An 18,704-nucleotide genomic window follows, 5' to 3' on the forward strand; every position below is an offset into this window, starting at 1 on the left:
CTCGGGGCCGGTCAGTAGCGGTAGTGGTCGGACTTGTACGGGCCGTCGACCTCGACACCGATGTACGAGGCCTGCTCGGGGCGGAGCGTCGTGAGCCTCACGCCGAGCGCGGCGAGGTGGAGACGGGCGACCTTCTCGTCGAGGTGCTTGGGCAGCACGTAGACATCGGTCGGGTACTCCTCGGGCTTGGTGAACAGCTCGATCTGGGCCAGCGTCTGGTCCGCGAACGAGTTGGACATCACGAACGACGGGTGGCCGGTCGCGTTGCCCAGGTTCAGCAGGCGGCCCTCGGACAGCACGATGAGGACCTTGCCGTCGGAGAACGTCCAGGTGTGGACCTGAGGCTTCACCTCGTCCTTGACGATCCCGTCGATCTTCGCCAGGCCGGCCATGTCGATCTCGTTGTCGAAGTGACCGATGTTCCCGACGATCGCCTGGTGCTTCATCCGGGCCATGTCGGCGGCCATGATGATGTCCTTGTTGCCCGTCGTCGTGACGAAGATGTCCGCCTGCTCCACGACGTCGTCGAGGGTGGCGACCTGGTAACCGTCCATCGCCGCCTGCAACGCGCAGATCGGGTCGATCTCCGTGATGATCACCCGGGCACCCTGCCCCCGCAGCGACTCCGCACAGCCCTTGCCCACATCGCCGTAACCACAGACAACGGCGGTCTTGCCACCGATCAGGACATCGGTGGCACGGTTGATGCCATCGATCAGCGAATGACGGCAGCCGTACTTGTTGTCGAACTTCGACTTCGTCACCGCGTCATTGACATTGATCGCCGGGAACAGAAGCGTGCCGTCACGGTGCATCTCGTACAACCGGTGCACACCCGTCGTGGTCTCCTCCGTCACACCACGGATCTCCGACGCCAGCGCCACCCAGTTGATCGAGGTGGCTCCCAGCAGTCGCAGAATCGCGCCGAGTTCGTCACTGTCGGCGGTCGACGGGTCGGGCACCGCGCCCGCCTTCTGGTACTCGACGCCCTTGTGGACGAGGAGGGTGGCGTCACCACCGTCGTCGAGAATCATGTTCGGGCCACCGGTGGGGGTGTTCGGCCAGGTCAGCGCCTGCTCCGTGCACCACCAGTACTCCTCCAACGACTCGCCCTTCCAGGCGAACACCGGGATGCCCGCGGCGGCGATCGCGGCGGCGGCGTGGTCCTGGGTGGAGAAGATGTTGCAGGAGGCCCAACGGACCTCGGCGCCGAGCGCGACCAGCGTCTCGATCAGCACAGCCGTCTGCACGGTCATGTGCAGCGAACCGGTGACACGGGCACCGGCCAGCGGCTGCGCCGCGGCGTACTCCTTGCGGATCGACATCAGGCCGGGCATCTCGTGCTCGGCCAGGGTGATCTCCTTGCGGCCGAAGGCTGCGAGGGACAGGTCCGCGACCTTGAAATCCGTGAAGCCGGTGGACACGGCGGACTCAGCAGGCATGAAGGCTCCTTGAGCTCTGTACGGCCCGGTGGATCTCCAGGGCCGCGGCGGATCGGTTGAGGGTGATGTAGTGGAGGCCGGGGGCGCCTTCGGCGAGGAGGCGCTCGGCCATCGCGGTGGCGTGGGCCACGCCGATGGCGTGTCCCCGGGCCGGGTCGTCGCGGACGGCTTCGAGGCGGTGGGCCAGGTCCTCCGGGAACGCCGCGTTGCTGAGCTGGGCGAAACGGCAGATCTGACGCACATCGGTGGCGGGCATGATCTCCGGGATGATGGGGATGCCGCACCCTGCCGCCGCCACCCGGTCGCGCAGCCGCAGGTAGTCCTCCACGTCGAAGAACATCTGCGTGATGGCGTAGTCGGCCCCGGCCCGGCACTTCGCCACGAAGTGCTCGATGTCGCTCTCCCAGTCGGCCGAGCGCGGGTGGCGCTCGGGGAAGGCCGCCACTCCGATGGTGAAATTCCCGAGCGAACGCACCAGTTCGACGAGTTCGTACGCGTACGTCAGCCCCCGGGGGTGCGGAGTCCAAGGGCCCCGGGGGTCGCCCGGCGGGTCGCCGCGCAGCACCAGGACGTCCCTGACCCCGGCGTCGGCGTACTGGCCGACGATGTGCCTCAGCTCGGCCACCGAGTGTCCGACGGCGGTGAGATGGGCGACCGGCCGCAGTGTCGTCTCCGTCGCGATGCGCTTGGTGATCTCCACCGTACGGTCCCGGGACGTGCCGCCCGCGCCGTACGTCACGGAGACGAAGTCCGGCGCCAGCGGCTCCACCCGGCGGATGGCGTCCCACAGCGTCTGCGTCCCGGCCTCGGTCTTGGGCGGGAAGAACTCGAAGGAGTACGTGGTCATGGCCGGGCTCCTCCTGCGTTGAAGTAGCTGGCTTCGGGGTGGTGGATGACGATGGCGTCGGTGGACTGCTCGGGGTGGAGCTGGAACTCCTCCGACAGGTGGACCCCGATGCGCTCGGGCTGGAGCAGGTCGGCGATCTTCGCCCGGTCCTCCAGGTCCGGGCAGGCCGGATAGCCCAGCGAGTAGCGGCAGCCCTGGTACTCGGTACGCAACATGGCCTGCAGCGACGCAGGATCGCCCGCCGCGATGCCCAGCTCGGAGCGGACCCGGGCGTGCCAGTACTCGGCGAGGGCTTCGGCGAGCTGGACGGAGAGGCCGTGCAGTTCGAGGTAGTCGCGGTAGGAGTTGGCTTCGAAGAGCTTGGCGGTCTCGCCGCCGATCTTCGAGCCGACGGTGACGACCTGGAGGCCGACCACGTCCACCTCACCCGACTCCTCCGAGCGGAAGAAGTCCGCCAGGCACAGCCGGCGGCCGCGGCGCTGGCGCGGGAAGGTGAACCGGGTGCGCTCGCTGCCCCGTTCGTCGAGGATGATCAGGTCGTCGCCCTTGGAGACACAGGGGTAATAGCCGTGGACGACGGCCGCTTCGAGCAGGTTGTCCGTACGCAGCCGGTCCAGCCACTTCCGCAGCCGTGGCTGCCCCTCGGTCTCGATGGTGTCGCCCTTGAGGCCCCATTGGCCCTTGAAGAGGGCGCCTTCGTCGAGCCAGGAGGCGTATTCCTTGAGCTGGATGCCCTTGACGACGCGGCTGCCCCAGAACGGCGGGGTGGGGACCGGGTTGGTGACGGCGACGTCGGAGCGGACTCCTTCCTCGGGTTCCTCGACCTCCAGCACGGCTGTGTCGCGCTTGGGTACCCGGCGCTGCTTCAGCTCGGGAAGGGTCGCGCCGGGGACGCCGCGTTTGACCGCGATGAGCGCGTCCATCAGGCGCAGGCCTTCGAAGGCGTCGCGGGCGTAGCGGACCTCGCCCTCGTAGATCTCGTGGAGGTCCTGTTCGACGTAGGCGCGGGTGAGGGCGGCGCCGCCGAGGATGACGGGGTAGTCGGCGGCGAGTTTGCGCTGGTTGAGCTCCTGGAGGTTCTCCTTCATGATCACGGTGGATTTGACCAGGAGGCCGGACATGCCGATGACGTCGGCGTTGTGTTCGTCGGCGGCTTCCAGGATCGCGGAGACGGGCTGTTTGATGCCGATGTTGACGACGTTGTAGCCGTTGTTCGACAGGATGATGTCGACGAGGTTCTTGCCGATGTCGTGGACGTCGCCGCGGACGGTGGCCAGGACGATGGTGCCCTTGCCCTCGGCGTCGGACTTCTCCATGTGGGGTTCCAGGTGGGCGACCGCGGTCTTCATGACCTCGGCGGACTGGAGGACGAACGGGAGCTGCATCTGGCCGGAGCCGAAGAGCTCGCCGACGACCTTCATGCCTTCCAGGAGGGTGTCGTTGACGATGTCGAGTGCGGGGCGGGTCTGCAGGGCCTCGTCGAGGTCTGCTTCCAGGCCCTTCTTCTCGCCGTCGATGATCCGGCGCTGGAGGCGCTCGTCGAGGGGCAGGGCGAGGAGTTCCTCGGCCTTGCCCTCCTTCATCGACTTCATGTTGACGCCCTCGAACAGTTCCATGAGCCGCTGCAAGGGGTCGTAGCCCTCGGCGCGCCGGTCGTGGATGAGGTCGTGGGCGACCTTGACCTGTTCCTCCTCCAGCCGGGCGATCGGCAGGATCTTCGAGGCGTGGACGATCGCGGAGTCGAGTCCGGCTTTGACGCACTCGTCGAGGAAGACGGAGTTCAGGACGACGCGGGCGGCCGGGTTGAGGCCGAAGGAGATGTTGGACAGGCCCAGTGTGGTCTGGACGTCGGGGTGGCGCTTCTTCAGCTCGCGGATCGCCTCGATGGTGGCGATGCCGTCCTTGCGGGATTCTTCCTGCCCGGTGCAGATGGTGAAGGTGAGGCAGTCGATGAGGATGTCCGACTCATTGATGCCCCAGTTGGCGGTGAGGTCCTGGATGAGGCGTTCCGCGATGGCGACCTTGTGCTCGACGGTGCGGGCCTGGCCCTCCTCGTCGATGGTCAGCGCGATCAGCGCGGCGCCGTGCTCGGCGGCGAGGCGGGTGACCTGGACGAAGCGGGACTCGGGGCCGTCGCCGTCCTCGTAGTTCACCGAGTTCAGGACCGCGCGCCCGCCGAGCTTCTCCAGACCGGCCCGCAGCACGGGCAGCTCGGTGGAGTCCAGCACGATCGGAAGCGTCGAGGCGGTGGCGAACCGGCCGGCCAGCTCCTTCATGTCGGCGACCCCGTCACGGCCCACGTAGTCGACGCAGAGGTCGAGCATGTGCGCGCCCTCACGGATCTGGTCGCGCGCCATCTCCACACAGTCGTCCCAGCGCGCCTCCAGCATCGCCTCCCGGAACTTCTTGGACCCGTTGGCGTTCGTCCGCTCACCGATCGCGAGATACGAGGTGTCCTGACGGAACGGCACCGTCTGGTAGAGCGAGGCGGCGCCGGGCTCGGGGCGCGGGTCGCGGACGGTGGGAGTGAGGTTGCGGGCCCGCTCGACGACCTGGCGCAGATGCTCGGGCGTCGTCCCGCAGCAGCCGCCGATCAGGGACAGGCCGTAGTCGCTCACGAAGGCTTCCTGCGCGTCCGCCAGCCCCTCCGGGCCGAGCGGGAAGTGCGCACCGTCCTTGGTCAGCACCGGCAGACCCGCGTTCGGCATGCACATCAGCGGCGTACGCGAGTGCCGGGCCAGATACCGCAGGTGCTCACTCATCTCGGCCGGGCCCGTCGAGCAGTTCAGCCCGATCAGGTCGATGCCCAGCGGCTCCAGGGCGGTCAGCGCGGCGCCGATCTCCGAGCCGAGCAGCATGACGCCGGTCGTCTCGAAGGCGAGCGAGCAGATCAGCGGCACGTCGATGCCCAGGGCGTCCATCGCCCGGCGCGCGCCGATGAGGCTGGACTTGGTCTGGAGCAGGTCCTGCGTGGTCTCCACGATCAGGGCGTCCGCGCCGCCGGCGAGGAGGCCCTCGGCGTTCTGCTGGTAGCCGTCGCGCAGCACGTCGTACGCGATGTGGCCGAGCGAGGGGAGTTTGGTGCCGGGCCCCACCGAGCCCAGGACCCAGCGCGGGCGGCCGTCCTTCGCGGTGAACTCGTCGGCGACCTCGCGGGCGATCCGGGCACCCGACTCGGACAGCTCGACGATCCGGTCCGCGATCTCGTACTCGTTCGCCGCCGAGTGGTTCGCGCCGAAGGTGTTCGTCTCCACGCAGTCCACACCGACCGCGAAGTACTCCTCGTGCACCGAGCGCACGATGTCGGGGCGCGTGACGTTCAGGATCTCGTTGCAGCCTTCGAGATTCTCGAAGTCCTCCAGCGTGGGGTCCTGCGCCTGGAGCATGGTGCCCATGGCACCGTCGGCCACCACCACACGGGTGGCGAGCGCCTCGCGGAGGGCTGCGATACGGGCCGGGGCGCTCATGCCGCGACGCCCGCGAGCGGCTGGTTGGCGAACCAGCCGGGACAGTCCATCGGACGGTCGGCGGCGATGGACCCGGTGACGGCGATGCGCACGTTCAACTCACCTTCAATGTCCAGGATTTCATGATCGGCGGGAGTGGTGCTGCGGGTGCCGCCCCGAGGGCGGTCACACTCCTGCCGCGCTGCGCAGGGCCTCGACGCGGTCGGTGCGCTCCCAGGTGAAGCCGGGGAGTTCGCGGCCGAAGTGGCCGTAGGCAGCGGTCTGGGCGTAGATCGGGCGGAGCAGGTCGAGGTCGCGGATGATCGCGGCCGGGCGGAGGTCGAAGACCTGCCGGATCGCTCGCTCGATGACGGCCTGGGCGACGAGAGCGGTGCCGAAGGTCTCGACGAACAAGCCGACCGGCTCGGCCTTGCCGATGGCGTACGCGACCTGCACCTCGCAGCGCGCGGCAAGGCCGGCGGCGACGACGTTCTTGGCGACCCAGCGCATGGCGTAGGCAGCCGAACGGTCGACCTTGGAGGGGTCCTTGCCGGAGAAGGCGCCGCCGCCGTGCCGGGCCATGCCGCCGTACGTATCGATGATGATCTTGCGGCCGGTCAGGCCGGCATCGCCCATCGGGCCACCGATCTCGAAGCGGCCGGTCGGGTTCACCAGAAGGCGGTATCCATCGGTCTCCACCTTGATGCCGTCGTCGGAGAGGTCGGCGAGGACCTTCTCCACGACGTGTTCGCGCAGGTCGGGGGTGAGCAGGCCGTCGAGGTCGATACCGGGGGCGTGCTGCGAGGAGATGACGACGGTGTCCAGGCGGACCGGGATGCTGCCCCGGTACTCGACAGTGACCTGGGTCTTGCCGTCGGGGCGCAGGTAGGGCACGGTGCCGTCCTTGCGGACCTCGGTGAGGCGGGCCGCGAGCCGGTGGGCCAGATGGATCGGGAGAGGCATCAGCGTCGGTGTCTCGTCGCTGGCATACCCGAACATGAGGCCCTGGTCGCCCGCGCCCTGTTGGTCGAGTTCATCGGCTTCGCCCCCGACCCGCTTCTCGTACGCGGTGTCGACGCCCTGCGCGATGTCCGGTGACTGGGCGCCGATGGACACCGACACCCCGCACGACGCGCCGTCGAAACCCTTGCCGGACGCGTCGTATCCGATCTCCAGGATCTTCTGCCGGACCAGGCTTGCGATATCGGCGTAGGCGGACGTGGTGACCTCGCCCGCGACGTGGACCTGTCCGGTAGTGATCAGGGTTTCCACCGCGACGCGGGAGGTGGGGTCCTGGCTCAGCAGGGCGTCGAGGATCGTGTCGCTGATCTGGTCGGCGATCTTGTCGGGGTGGCCCTCGGTCACCGATTCCGAAGTGAACAGACGTCCGGGCATCGTTGCGTCTCCTAGCGGTTTCGGCCTGTGCTCCCTGTCGATCGGGAACGAACGTAACCGCCTCCGCTAGAGGAACCCTGTAACCGCCCCTGCTGGAGGGACCTTCGGGCACCCGCCACAAGGGGCTCATCCCGGTCGCCGGCAGGCTCTCCAGCGCCTTGCGAGCAGTCGTCGAGGACGTAAGGGAATACTCGCGATAGCTCCGGGGGACTGTAAAAGCCCTCCGAAGCACCGAACTGCCCGTCGGTGTCCTCCATCCCCCCCCCGTGAGCGGCACCGGCGGGCCTTCTCGCCGCCCGCTGCCGGTTCGGCCGGGGTGTTTTACGCGCGGACACCCGGTCGGGGCCGGCACAGACGAAGGGACACAGCGACAGTGAACAGCACGTGGTTCCGACGCTTCACCACGGCCGAGGGCAACGGTCCCCGGCTCGTGTGCTTCCCGCACGCGGGGGGCTCAGCGACGGCGTACATGCAACTGGCACGTACGCTGCCCGCCCACTTCGACATGGTGGCCGTGCAGTACCCGGGACGTCAGGACCGTTACCGCGAGGCGCCCTTCACGTCCGTGGCCCCCCTCGTCGAGGCAGTGGCCGGTGAACTGGCCCGCGAACTGGCCGCGGACCCCGGACGGCCGTATGCCCTGTTCGGCCACAGCATGGGCGCGCTGGTCGCATTCGAGACGGCCCGACTGCTCGCCGGGAGTGAACTGCCCAGCCCCCAGCGGCTGTTCCTCTCCGGCCGGGGCGCGCCGGACGTCCGCGCCAAAATCCGCTACGACCTCTACGACGACGACGCCGTGCTGGCCCAGGTGCGCAGGCTGGGCGGCACCGATCAGGTCATGCTCGACAACCCCGACGTCCTGGAGATGGTGCTGCCGGCACTGCGCGCCGACTACCGGGCCCTCGGCGCGTACCGCTGGAACGGGGGAGCGCCGCTCGCCACTCCGATCACCGCCCTGATCGGGGACAGCGACCCGGTGGTGACGGTTGAGGAGGCTCGGACATGGCGGGAGCAGACCAGCGGCGACTTCGCTTTCAAGGTCTTCCCCGGCGGCCACTTCTACCTCACCGACCACGTCGACCAAGTCGCCGCGACCCTCGTCGAAGGGCTGCTCGCCGCCACGTCCGCCGCCTGACCGCACGTCCCTGTCGGGCTGTCAGTCATCCCGCACCACCCGAGGGGGCGTCGGCGCCCCCGCCACCCTGAGGCCCGGGAGTGGACGACCGGTGCAGACCACAAAGAACAGACCGCGATGCCTTTTCTCTGGGGCTACGCTGCGCCTGCCTACGCGTGAAGACGATGTGGCCCGGGGGTGGCGAACGGCCCAACGGCCGAGAGCCGAGACACTCAAGGGCCTGCCGACTGGCCCCAACTAGAGCCTCAATCAACTAACTTGGGCCACATTTCCACAGGTGAACCCAGCAATCTTCACATGCGTGGGCGGATCGTTATGCCGCACGCGGATGACCTGTTCCCAATCGAAGAAACCGTCTCAGCGGTTTGTTATAGTCCCAGGGACCTGCTTACCTTCCGATCCCCGACGGGAGCCCCTTAGCCGTGGCCACCTTCCTCTACAAACTGGGCCGCCTCGCCTTCCGACGGCGGGGGTTGATGACACTCCTCTGGGTGCTGGTCTTCGCCGGCGTCGGCTATGCCGCCTCCGCCGCCTCCGCCCCGCCGGCAGACACGTTCTCCATGCCCGGCACCGAATCCCAGAAGGCGTTCGACCTCCTCCGGAAGAAGTTCCCCGCCGCCAGTGCCGAGAGCGCCAGCGCCCGCGTAGTCATCCGCGCACCTCAGGGCCACAAGATCTCCGACCCCGAGACCAAGACCAAGGTCGAAGCCCTCGTCGCCGACCTCACGAAGGCCCCCGGCGTCATCGGCGCCACCAACCCCTACCAGGCCAGGACCGTCAGCAAGGACGGCACCACCGCCTACGCGGTCGCCACCTACAAGGACCAGGCCCCCAAGCTCGGCGACAAGCAGCACAACGGCCTCGACGCGGCCCTCGGCAGGGGCCGGGACAGCGGCCTCACCGTTGAAGCGGGTGGCGACGCCGTCAAGATCGATGCCAGTGCGGGCAGCGGCGAGCAGATCGGCATCCTGATCTCCGCACTCGTCCTGTTCCTCACCTTCGGCTCGCTCATCGCCGCCGGCATGCCCCTGCTCACCGCGCTGTTCGGCGTCGGCGTCGGCATCTCCGCGATCACCGCCCTCGGCTCCACGCTCGGCCTGTCCAGCACCACGTCCACGCTGGCGATGATGATCGGCATCGCCGTAGGCATCGACTACGCCCTCTTCATCATCTCCCGCTACCGCTCAGAGATCGCCGAGGGCCGTGAGCGCAGCGAAGCCGCCGGACGCGCCGTCGGCACCGCAGGCTCCGCCGTCGTCTTCGCCGGCCTCACCGTGATCATCGCGCTGGCGGGGCTCGCCGTCGTCAACATCCCGATGCTGACGAAGATGGGCATGGCGGCCGCCGGCACGGTCGCGATCGCGGTGCTCATCGCGCTCACCCTGGTCCCCGCGCTCCTCGGCTGGGCCCCTGTCCGGGTGCTGCGCCGCATCGAACGCAACCAGCACAAGGGCAAGCCGCTCTCGGCCCGCCAGCAGCGCAAGGCAGCCAAACTGGCCGCCCGCACCAAGCCCAACCTCGGTTCCCGCTGGGCCGGTTACGTCCTGCGCCACCCGGTGGCCGTGCTGCTGGTCGGCGTGGTGGGCCTCGGAGCCATGGCGGTTCCGGCGGCCGGCCTGGAGCTGGGGCTGCCCGGCGAGGGGACGATGGCTCCGAGCACCACCCAGCGCAAGGCGTACGACATGCTGTCGGAGTCCTTCGGCCCCGGCTTCAACGGCCCCTTGATGATCACCGTCTCCAGCAAGGACGCCAAGACCGCCGCCACCACGCTGGGCACCGACCTCGCCAAGCAGAACGGCGTCGAATCCGTTTCCCCGGCCAGCCCCAACGAGGCCAATGACACCTCCATCCTCAACGTCGTGCCGAAGACCGGCCCCACCGACTCCGAGACCGAGGACCTCGTCCACACACTGCGCGGTCTCGCCGGCGGCGAGGAGACCAGCACGGGCGCCACGGAGATCCTCGTGACCGGCCAGACGGCCATGTTCATCGACTTTTCCAAGACCCTCGACGACGCCCTCGTGCCCTACCTGGGTCTCGTGGTCGGCCTCGCCTTCCTGCTTCTGATGCTGGTCTTCCGCTCCGTGCTGGTCCCGCTGAAGGCGGCCCTCGGCTTCCTGCTGTCGGTCAGCGCGTCGCTCGGCGCGGTGGTCGCGATCTTCCAGTGGGGCTGGCTGAAGGACGCGTTCAGCGTCGAACAGGCCGGCCCGATCATGAGCACCATGCCGATCTTCATGATCGGTGTCGTATTCGGCCTGGCCATGGACTACGAGGTCTTCCTCGTCTCCCGGATGCGCGAGGCCTACGCCCACGGCGCGAGCCCCGACGAGGCGGTCGTCACCGGCTTCCGCCATGGCGGCCGGGTGGTCAGCGCAGCGGCCGTCATCATGGCCAGCGTCTTCTCGGGCTTCATCCTGGACGACAACAGCCTCGTCAAGATGATCGGCTTCGCCCTGGCGGCCGCCGTTCTCCTGGACGCGTTCGTGGTCCGAATGGCCATCATCCCGGCCCTGTTCGCCCTGCTCGGCAAGTCGGCGTGGTGGCTGCCGCGCTGGCTCGGCGCCATCCTGCCCAATGTCGACATCGAGGGGGAGAAGCTGGGCAAGTACCTGGCGTCGGCCCCCCTGACGTCCGGCAAGCGGCGTGAGCAGGAGTACGTCAGCTGACATACCGCGTCCATTGTGGTCTGCGGCCCCGCAGCAGATCCGCGACGACGACTTCACTATGGACTTGACCGGGTCCTTGAGCCGAGTGTGCGCTGTAACAACGCGCCGGGCTGACTTGCGTTAGCCCAACGAGCCGGTGGGCCGGCGGAAACGCTGCTGGGCGATACAGGCCCGCGGTGCGGGCCATGCCAGGCACCCGAGCCGCGTACGCGCGTCGGAGCCGCCCCACACGAAGGTGGAGCGGCTCCGAGTGCCGCTAGCGGTGTCAGACGAACAGTGGTTCGTGAGGCCCGCCGTCGCGGTAGTGGGCGCCGGGGTACGGGGCCTCGGTGGCGCTTGCGTCACCGAGGCTGCCTTGCCGCGCCCAGCTCCCGCCCGGGTGACGGCGGTGTGCCGCCATCCAGAACACGCAACCGTCGAGATGGCCCAGGGACGCGATGTCTGTCAGGTGCCTCGCCCTGGTGCGTGGACGCCGCATGTCCTCCCCCTACGGTCGTTGGGACCGGTCAGCTGCAGGGCACGTCCTCGTGGCACACCGCCGTAGTCTCCAGCTTGTCGAGCATCCGGATCTCGATCTTCTCCATTACGTCCACCTCCTTCGCTTCTGCTCGTCGCTTCTGCGTTTCTGTCCTGGCTCAGGCGCAGCGCGGGCAGCTCTGGGCAGTGGTCTCCAGGCGGTCCAGCGGCCGGATCTCGATCTTCTCCATCGCTTCGTTCACCTCCTTTCGCTTCGCTTTCGTGGACGGATGGGTCGCCCGGGGGCGGCACGCGAAGCGCGTGCCCCCGCGGGAGTCAATGGGCCCGGCGCAGACGCCGCTCGACGCGCGGTCCGTGCCGACGCCACCAGGCACGGGCCCAGACGGCCTGGGCGGTGCTCAGGGCGAGGACGACAAGCAGGCCGTCGAGCCTGGCGGTCGCGGAGGCCCCGGCGAACAGACGGCTCAGGGCGTCCACGACGAGGGAGACGGTGACCGGCAGCGTCAGGAACGCCGCAACCGACAGACACAGGGCCGTACCCACGACGAGGATCACGCTGTAGAAGCGGACCGCGCGCCGCTCGCGCCCTGACAAGCCCAGACTCGGGTCCTCAACGCCCCTGCGGCGCCAGGGGGATAGCAGGCGGGCCAGAATCCAGCGGGCGTACGCGGAGCCGTCGCGGTAGAGATTGGCGCAGCCGAACAAGTCCTGCATCACGAAGTAGACATCCGTCCGCATGAACACAAGGAGCTGCGGCGGGATCATCACAAGGGACAGCAGCACGAACGCGCCGAGAAGTCGGGCCACAGGGTCCGGCGGCCCGGCCGCGGCGAGGACGAGTACGCCTGTCGCAGCCGCACCGAGGTTCAGTGCCATCCCGGAGAGGTAGACCGTGACCCTGGTCCGCCGCTCCATCGCCCACACCCCACTCACGTCGGTCTGGGCGACCAGAAACTGCAGCCGAGTGCCCAGACTCATTCGCGAGGGCACCTCGACGGCGCGGGCCGTGGCCAGATGCGCGAACTCGTGCAGGAAGATCAACGCCCACGCCAGCGCCGCGTTCCCCAGGACAACCGCGCTACCGGAGGAGCTCCAGATCAGGTCGTCGTAGCGAGGCAGCAGCGCGGGCTCGGCGACCACCACGAGCATCGCGGCAACGGTGAGCAGCAGGACGGCCACACCGGTCAGCGGACTCAACATCCAACGCACATGGCCAGGTTCCAGCCACGGGAAGCTGGGCGTCGGGCGGCCCACATCCGGAAGCCGTACACCGTTGACGGCCGCGACGAACCCCAGCGAGGCCAAGGAGCCTACGAAGTCGGCGACGTCGACGTCCGCATCGAGGTCCCGGCGCAGCAGCCGGTGCGTCTCGGCGACCGTGTGTCCCGCTGACAGCAACAGCACGGCCCGGTGGGCGACGTCGGGGACGCTCACGAAGTCCCCGGTCACCACCCGTCCGATCACCCAGGTGCCATGGCCGTCGTCATGGGGCCGCATGCTCAGTTCGCGCAGGCTGATGCGGGTGTCACCGGTGACGGTCGGCGCCCCGGTCGTGTCGGTGCCGCTCACGCCGCCGCCCCGCAGACGGAACAGTCCGGCCGGGGCGTGCCGCCGTTGACGAACGGTTCGTCGAGCGCGACCAGGTTGATGGCGTACACCCGCCCCGAGGGCAGCTGCGGCACCCCGGTCAGCAGGGAGATGACGCCATGCGCGGCCAGGAGCCCGGACAGCCCCGCCGGCGCGGCGCCGACCGCGTTCGCGACCGGCCTGCTACGGCTCTTGGCATCGATGGTGTTCATGCCGATTCGGGCCGCCTGCTCCTCCTCCTCGAGCAGGACACACTCGCGGCAGGAACCCTCGCCCGGCCGGTAGACGCCGACCGAGACGAGCGGACCGTGGTAACCGGCGTCCACCCACGGCGTGTCGAGCGCCACGCAAGCACGGTTCGTCCAGTCCCGAAGCTCCGAGGGTCGGTCCGCCGAGAGCAGCAACACGTCGCAGGATGTGGCGAGTTCCGCCACATCCGCCTCGGTACGGATACGGGAGTGGCTACCGGTGACCGTGACGTCGGAGTTCAGTTGGCGCAGCCGCTCCACGGCCGCGTCGACCTTCCGCCGGCCGATGTCGTTCTCGGTGTACAAGGTCTGACGGTTGAGGTTGGACAACTCCACCTCGTCGAAGTCGACACAGTTCAGTGTGCCCACGCCGCTGGCCGCCAGCGCCATGGCCGCTGCCCCACCCGTGCCGCCAAGACCCACCACGGTCACCGTGGCCCGGAGCAGGGCCAGTTGAGGTTCCCAGACCGTCGCTCGCGGCGTCAGGTCCATCCAGCGGAAATACCGAAGGCTGCGGCTGTATCGCTCCAGGTCTCGGTCGGTCAGCTCCTCCGGTACGGCCGCGCCCGCGTCCTCAACATAGCCGGACCGTACGAATGCCTCCACGGCCCGACGCACGGCATCCACGGATTCTTCCGGGTGCAGCTCAAGAACCCGCGCCGCAACCTCATGCGGGCTGCGGGTGCCGTCCATGCTGCCCAGCAGCGTCCACACCGCTCCCGTAGGATCCTTCACCTCAGCCGCGACCCCGAAGGACACCCCGCCCAGGCGGATGCCCCCGTTCGCCAACCGATACGGAGCGTGTTCCGGCTTCACCCGCGGCCGCGCCATGCCGACGACATCGGCTGCGTCCCCGCGCGGAGCGCCGGATGTACGTGTGGTGACTCGCGACCGCATGGTTGTTTTCCCCTCGACGGTCCTGAAGGTGGTTCCCGACACCGCGGCTGCGGCGTCACATCCCAAGAGAACCGCAGGCCCCCCGAGGCCGGTACCTCAGACCTCTGAGGTACCGGCCCGCTTTATGGCTGTCGTGACAACATGAACTTTGCCCACTGTTCTGAGTGCGGACGCCGCCGAGCCGGAATGCTGAGGAGTCCGAGCCGAGTTTGTCGACAGCCTGGGAGAGTCACTCAGTGTGAAGCCGGGGGCCTCGCGGTGGGCTCCGGCCTCTTCAACGTGCTGCCGGCGGTAGACGACGACCAGAGCAACGAGCGCGCCGACTCCAGCGACCACCCCTACGAGCTCGTAACGCGATCATGAGCGGGGCACTTCGGGATCCTCGTGGGCTGCGCGCCGCGACGGGCGTGGCATCGTGTGCGGATGAGTCACGTGAACAACGCTGCCCGTTCCTCCGAAGGCGCCTGGGTCTTCGGTCTGGAGGAGATCCCCGCCGCTGACGTGAGCGAGGACGGCTCGATGCAGCAGGTCGCTCCCGTCTTCGGTAGGACTCTGATCAGGGCCCCCGAGGACACGCCACAGGCTTTGCGATGGGCAGCGGAGGAGTTCGTTGACCAGTGCGGGCCTGACTGGGCAGTCTCGTCTGTGCTTCTGCAATGGCTCAGGATCGAGGCCGGCGACGAGCTGCTCCTGGGCGTGGAAAGCTGCGTCCTGGAGCGCGTCTCCGACGATCAGATTCGCCTTCACGCCAACTACAACCAATGGGACGATCTGGTCGTCCCTGTCTCAGTTGTTCGACGCATGCTGGTCGACATGGCGCACTTCATCGTCACGGAGGCCGGCCACCCGCTGCCTGCCTGGCGCATCAGGCGACTGGGAGAGCGGGACTGGAGCCGCAGGCGCGATGCCGAGTAGGTCGACACGCGCGACCTTGACCCAATTCTTCCCATCGTGGTGATCACTCACTTGTCTTCTTGAGCCGCCGCCGGCAGATGAGGCTGAAGGCGAGGGAGACGAAGGCGTCGTGGAGTTCGGTGCGGCGTTTGAAGCGGTGAAGCAGGGCGAAGGTCTGCTCGACGACGTAGCGGAGTTTGCCCAGGCCCTTGATGTTGGGTGACCTCTTGCGGGAGATGACGGACAGGATCTGTCGGTGACGCAACTCGTCGCGGTGGGCACTGGAGTCGTAGCCCTTGTCACCGAGCAGGTCTTTTGGTCGTCGGCGGGGCCGGCGTCGGGGCGGCCCGCGATGGGCGGGATGCCGTCGACGAGGGCGAGGGTCTGGGTGACGTCATTGACATCGGCCGCGGTGGTGATGACTTTGAGTGGGGTGCCGCGTCCGTCGCAGATCAGGTGGTGTTTGCTGCCTGTCTTCTGCCGGTCGACTGGCGACGGGCCGGCGTCGGGCCCCCTTTTTCGCGCGGATGTGGGAGCCATCCCCGCACGCGCGCGACCAGTCGAGTTCGCCGGCCGCGTTCAGTTCGGCGAGCAGGATCCGGTGCAGTCGGTCGAAAACCCTTGCCTTCTGCCATCGGTCCAGGCGACGCCAGCACGTCTGCCCTGAGCCGAACCCCATCTCCAGCGGCAGCAGTTGCCAGGCTACGTCGTTGTAAAGGACGAACAGAATGCCCTGCAGACAGAGCCGGTCCGACACCGGCCGAGGCCCCGGTGACCGCTCCGGCCACGGCGGCAGCAACGGCTCTATCAGAGCCCACAACTCATCGTCCACGATCCACGGTCGAGTACCCACACCCTCACGAACGGCCGAATCGTCACACTGGTAACGCCCAAGCAGGACACTTCAACAAGATCGTGAGCCTTTTCCAACCTCACGTTGAGGTGTGTTGGGGGACAGAGGCTGCCTGGACCATCGTTGCGATGCCACCTGCCGGAGTGAGCGCGACCCGATCCGCTGCCTGCGCCTTCGATCCTCGCCGGCGTCTCGCCCCTGGCAGGCGGTGCCACCACTGTCGCCCAGGGTTCGCTCCGGATTCTGGATCGGGCCCCGCAGGCAGGCGCGTGGTGCCCCCGCAACGCGCCTTGCGAGAATGCTGCCTGCACGCATGTTCGATCGGGGGTGGGTTCGTTGGTCTGGTTCGCGGAGAGGTTCCTCTGGGACGGGGAGCGTCCTGAGTGGGCGTGGGTCCCATCGAAGTCCGTGGGGCCCATACGGTTTGGTCAGAGCAAGGAGGAAGTCTCAGCCGCTCTGGGCGAGCCGATCACGGGGTGGGGCGAGATGTATGCGCGTTGGTATCCCTTCTCCGGAGTTGGCATCGACACCTACTACGACCAGGAGTCCCAGACCTTGGCTGCAGTGGCTGTTGACGCCTGCCGGGGCCCCCAGGTCAGCCTCGACGGCACTCCTCTGGTTGGCCGGCTGCCCTCGGAACTCGAACCCTGGCTTGAGGAGACCGCGTCAACACTTGAGGATCCGACTCTGCCCGAGTATGTCGACGGGCTGCGCTTCGGGCCCCGCGGGGAGCCGTATCTCCTCAGTCTGGGATTGATCCTGCGCTGCCAGCAGAACGGTGACCACGCCCGCTGTCGCCCCGTGTTCCTTGCTCCTCAGTGGGCCATGCGAGGCCAGGAATGGATCGAGGACTTGGTTCCCGAGAGGGAGTGGCTGACGTATTGAACCGCTTCGTGACGGGTGGTTGGGTCTGCTGCCCCTGCGGCGGGCATGAAGAATGTTCCTGGTAGACGGGTTCCCGACCATGATCACCAGCCCGCCAGGAGCTTTCGCGTGCTTGTCTACCCGTCCGGCATTGATCTGTCCAGCCGCCCCCTGCAACACCTCTCCGGTCTTCTCGCAGGTCACCGCCGTCGGATCGGCTCCCGGTGGCGTCGCCTCACCTGTGGCCGGCAGTCCCTGCTCGTCCTGGCCCACCTGCGCTGCGGCGACACCTACGCCCGTCTCGCAGCGGGTTTCCGCGTCGGGATCGCGAGGTCTACCGGTACATACGCGAGGCCGTTGACCTCATGGCCGCTCTCGCGCCCACGCTAGAACGGGCCATGACAGATCGAATGTCCGACGACGCCCGTCTGGCCTCGTCCGGACACTGTCCGCGGACACGGACACTGTCGGGACACAAATGTCCGGACAGATGGTCGTGTCCGCGGACAGTGTCCGGACACGAACCCTGTATGCCGGGGACCCCCTGGTAGGACAGGGTGTTCGGACACGGTGTCCGGCCTCTGTACTACGTCATGGCCAGGCCGTACTACACCACCGAGTGCTGGTAATACCCCCGTATCCGACGCCCGTCGTCAGGCGTCGTCGAGGTACCTGATCAGTCGAAGCCACGGCAGTGTCCGGACAGCCCTCGAAGCCTCCTCGGTTGTCCGCCATCTCTCAGCACGGATGACAAGACCGCGGGCCGAATCTTCAGCGGCCTGTACGACCGCTATATCGACAGCGAGGTTGGAGAGCCTCCTTCCGAACGCATAGCGACCTACGTGGCTGCGTTGCTTGAGCGGTGGTGCGACCTCACCGAGGATGAGGAGGACGCCTCGCCCTGGTCAACCGGGCCGTTGATCCGCGAAGCCAGTGGTCCGCTGATCTACTTCCCCATGCGCTGGAGCATGGCCGAGGAGGCGTCCGCGTACGCGGCGGCCGTGGCGGGGTCCATGGACCTGGTCTGCTTCGACGTACAGCAGAACCGGCTCAGGCCGTGAGTGGGACAGCCAATCGGCGATAGCAGATGAAGGCTGCGGCTATGCCGACGAAGGCGAGGAAGTGCTCGGGCTTTCGTTCGTAGCGGCGGTGGAGGCGGCGGCAGCCGGACAGCCAGGAAACGGTTCGTTCGACGACCCATCGGTGGCGGCCGAGCCGTTGCGAGGACTCGATGCCTCTCCGGGCGATGCGATGGCGTATGCCGCGTCCGCGGAGCCATCGCCGCAGGTGGTCGTAGTCGTAGCCCTTGTCCGCATGCAGCTTCGCGGGGCGCCTGCGGCGCGGGCCGCGGCGGGAGCGGATGGGTGGGATGCCTCGGATGAGCGGTTCCAGGCCCTGGCTGTCGTGCATGTTGGCGCCGGAGATACCCAGCGACAGTGGCAGTCCGTTCCGGTCCGTGACCAGATGGATTTTCGATCCCAACTTGCCACGGTCGGTCGGATTCGGTCCCGTCAGAAGCCCCCTTTTGCCGCCCGGACGCTGACCGAGTCGATCGCGCACCGCGACCAGTCCAACCCACCCCGGGCCCCGAGCTCGTCCAGGACCACGCGGTGGAGCCGGGCCCAGACCCGGTCCGCGCTCCACTGGGCGAACCGCCGATAGACCGTCTGCCAGGCCGGCCCGAACACCGGTGGGAGCTGTCTCCGCGTACACCCCGAAGTGGCCACGAAGACGACCGCAGCCAGAACTTCACGGTCACCGGCCCGACGTCGGCCCCCGCCCTGCGGACGCCGCACCTCCGTGGGCGGCACCACTCGCTGGAACAACTCCCACAACTCATCCGGCACCAGCCGCTCAACCAGATCCGTCATGCACAGGCCAACGAGCGTGCACGCCATAAGAAACGAAGTCTTAAAGAGCGTTTTGTCCTGGCCAGGGCGTTTGATAACTGGC

Annotated in this window: 12 protein-coding genes and 3 pseudogenes; 6 read left to right on the plus strand and 9 right to left on the minus strand. The window is 68.0% G+C overall.

Annotation, left to right across the window (positions count from 1 at the left end):
• Positions 1-11: 11 nt before the first annotated feature.
• From ahcY to metK, 4 genes are all read right to left on the minus strand, one after another.
• On the minus strand, positions 12-1,442 hold the full coding sequence (gene ahcY / locus OG912_RS39840) for an adenosylhomocysteinase (protein ID WP_327713899.1): 1,431 nt from the start codon (positions 1,440-1,442) through the stop codon (positions 12-14).
• A complete protein-coding gene (gene metF / locus OG912_RS39845) occupies positions 1,432-2,289 on the minus strand; it encodes a methylenetetrahydrofolate reductase [NAD(P)H] (RefSeq protein ID WP_327713900.1) in 858 nt (285 codons plus the stop codon). The genes ahcY and metF overlap by 11 nt, the downstream gene beginning before the upstream one ends.
• Positions 2,286-5,756 carry a methionine synthase gene (gene metH / locus OG912_RS39850; RefSeq protein WP_327713901.1) on the minus strand — a complete coding sequence of 1,157 codons (3,471 nt, stop codon included), beginning with the start codon at positions 5,754-5,756 and terminating at the stop codon, positions 2,286-2,288. The genes metF and metH overlap by 4 nt, the downstream gene beginning before the upstream one ends.
• 165 nt (positions 5,757-5,921) lie before the next feature.
• On the minus strand, positions 5,922-7,130 hold the full coding sequence (gene metK, locus OG912_RS39855) for a methionine adenosyltransferase (RefSeq protein WP_327713902.1): 1,209 nt from the start codon (positions 7,128-7,130) through the stop codon (positions 5,922-5,924).
• Positions 7,131-7,560: 430 nt separating this feature from the next.
• Here metK and OG912_RS39860 point away from each other — a divergent pair, with 430 nt between their 5' ends.
• Together OG912_RS39860 and OG912_RS39865 are read left to right on the plus strand one after the other, a co-directional pair.
• The gene (locus OG912_RS39860; RefSeq protein ID WP_327713924.1) at positions 7,561-8,265 is read left to right on the plus strand and encodes a thioesterase II family protein; all 705 of its coding nucleotides are present in this window, start codon (positions 7,561-7,563) and stop codon (positions 8,263-8,265) included.
• 422 nt (positions 8,266-8,687) lie between these two features.
• Entirely contained in the window at positions 8,688-10,931 is a 2,244-nt protein-coding gene (locus tag OG912_RS39865; RefSeq protein WP_327713903.1) for an MMPL family transporter, read from the plus strand.
• Between the two features lie 792 nt (positions 10,932-11,723).
• Here the strand turns inward: OG912_RS39865 and OG912_RS39870 are convergent.
• From OG912_RS39870 to OG912_RS39880, 3 genes and pseudogenes are all read right to left on the minus strand, one after another.
• Positions 11,724-12,977 carry a hypothetical protein gene (locus tag OG912_RS39870; protein ID WP_327713904.1) on the minus strand — a complete coding sequence of 418 codons (1,254 nt, stop codon included), beginning with the start codon at positions 12,975-12,977 and terminating at the stop codon, positions 11,724-11,726.
• The gene (locus OG912_RS39875; RefSeq protein WP_327713905.1) at positions 12,974-14,074 is read right to left on the minus strand and encodes a HesA/MoeB/ThiF family protein; all 1,101 of its coding nucleotides are present in this window, start codon (positions 14,072-14,074) and stop codon (positions 12,974-12,976) included. Before OG912_RS39875 ends, OG912_RS39870 begins: the two co-directional genes overlap by 4 nt.
• A gap of 235 nt (positions 14,075-14,309) precedes the next feature.
• Positions 14,310-14,479: pseudogene (locus OG912_RS39880) on the minus strand (pentapeptide repeat-containing protein); the annotation flags it as partial.
• Between the two features lie 84 nt (positions 14,480-14,563).
• On the opposite strand from OG912_RS39880, the gene OG912_RS39885 reads away from it, so the two are divergent.
• Positions 14,564-15,055: a hypothetical protein gene (locus tag OG912_RS39885; RefSeq protein ID WP_327713927.1), complete on the plus strand. Its 492-nt coding sequence runs from the start codon at positions 14,564-14,566 to the stop codon at positions 15,053-15,055.
• Positions 15,056-15,098: 43 nt separating this feature from the next.
• On the opposite strand, the pseudogene OG912_RS40205 reads toward OG912_RS39885, so the two are convergent.
• Positions 15,099-15,887 (minus strand): annotated as a pseudogene (locus tag OG912_RS40205) (IS5 family transposase).
• A gap of 336 nt (positions 15,888-16,223) precedes the next feature.
• Between OG912_RS40205 and OG912_RS39905 the strand changes: the two are divergent.
• From OG912_RS39905 to OG912_RS39915, 3 genes and pseudogenes are all read left to right on the plus strand, one after another.
• Positions 16,224-16,772 carry a hypothetical protein gene (locus tag OG912_RS39905; protein WP_327713906.1) on the plus strand — a complete coding sequence of 183 codons (549 nt, stop codon included), beginning with the start codon at positions 16,224-16,226 and terminating at the stop codon, positions 16,770-16,772.
• A 108-nt stretch (positions 16,773-16,880) separates the two neighbouring features.
• Positions 16,881-17,152 (plus strand): annotated as a pseudogene (locus OG912_RS39910) (helix-turn-helix domain-containing protein); the annotation flags it as partial.
• 441 nt (positions 17,153-17,593) lie between these two features.
• Positions 17,594-17,812, plus strand: coding sequence for a hypothetical protein (locus OG912_RS39915; RefSeq protein ID WP_327713907.1), 219 nt, complete (start codon positions 17,594-17,596; stop codon positions 17,810-17,812).
• On the opposite strand, the gene OG912_RS39920 is transcribed toward OG912_RS39915, so the two are convergent.
• Positions 17,802-18,622 (minus strand): IS5 family transposase gene (locus tag OG912_RS39920; RefSeq protein WP_327713908.1). Its coding sequence is split into 2 segments (ribosomal slippage): positions 17,802-18,268 and positions 18,268-18,622, totalling 822 coding nucleotides; the frame shifts between segments, so codons are not numbered across the junction. The two genes, OG912_RS39915 and OG912_RS39920, sit on opposite strands and share 11 nt — an antisense overlap.
• Between the last annotated feature and the right edge of the window lie 82 nt (positions 18,623-18,704).

Source organism: Streptomyces sp. NBC_00464, from assembly GCF_036013915.1.
Classification (GTDB): Bacteria; Actinomycetota; Actinomycetes; order Streptomycetales; family Streptomycetaceae; genus Streptomyces.

What these genes read in the sequence shown, in the direction of transcription:
- metK (WP_327713902.1), bottom strand. Translation starts at nt 7,130, where the DNA reads ATGCCCGGACGTCTGTTCACTTCGGAATCGGTGACCGAGGGCCACCCC.
- ahcY (WP_327713899.1), bottom strand. Translation starts at nt 1,442, where the DNA reads ATGCCTGCTGAGTCCGCCGTGTCCACCGGCTTCACGGATTTCAAGGTC.
- OG912_RS39885 (WP_327713927.1), top strand. Translation starts at nt 14,564, where the DNA reads ATGAGTCACGTGAACAACGCTGCCCGTTCCTCCGAAGGCGCCTGGGTC.
- metF (WP_327713900.1), bottom strand. Translation starts at nt 2,289, where the DNA reads ATGACCACGTACTCCTTCGAGTTCTTCCCGCCCAAGACCGAGGCCGGG.
- metH (WP_327713901.1), bottom strand. Translation starts at nt 5,756, where the DNA reads ATGAGCGCCCCGGCCCGTATCGCAGCCCTCCGCGAGGCGCTCGCCACC.
- OG912_RS39875 (WP_327713905.1), bottom strand. Translation starts at nt 14,074, where the DNA reads ATGGCGCGGCCGCGGGTGAAGCCGGAACACGCTCCGTATCGGTTGGCG.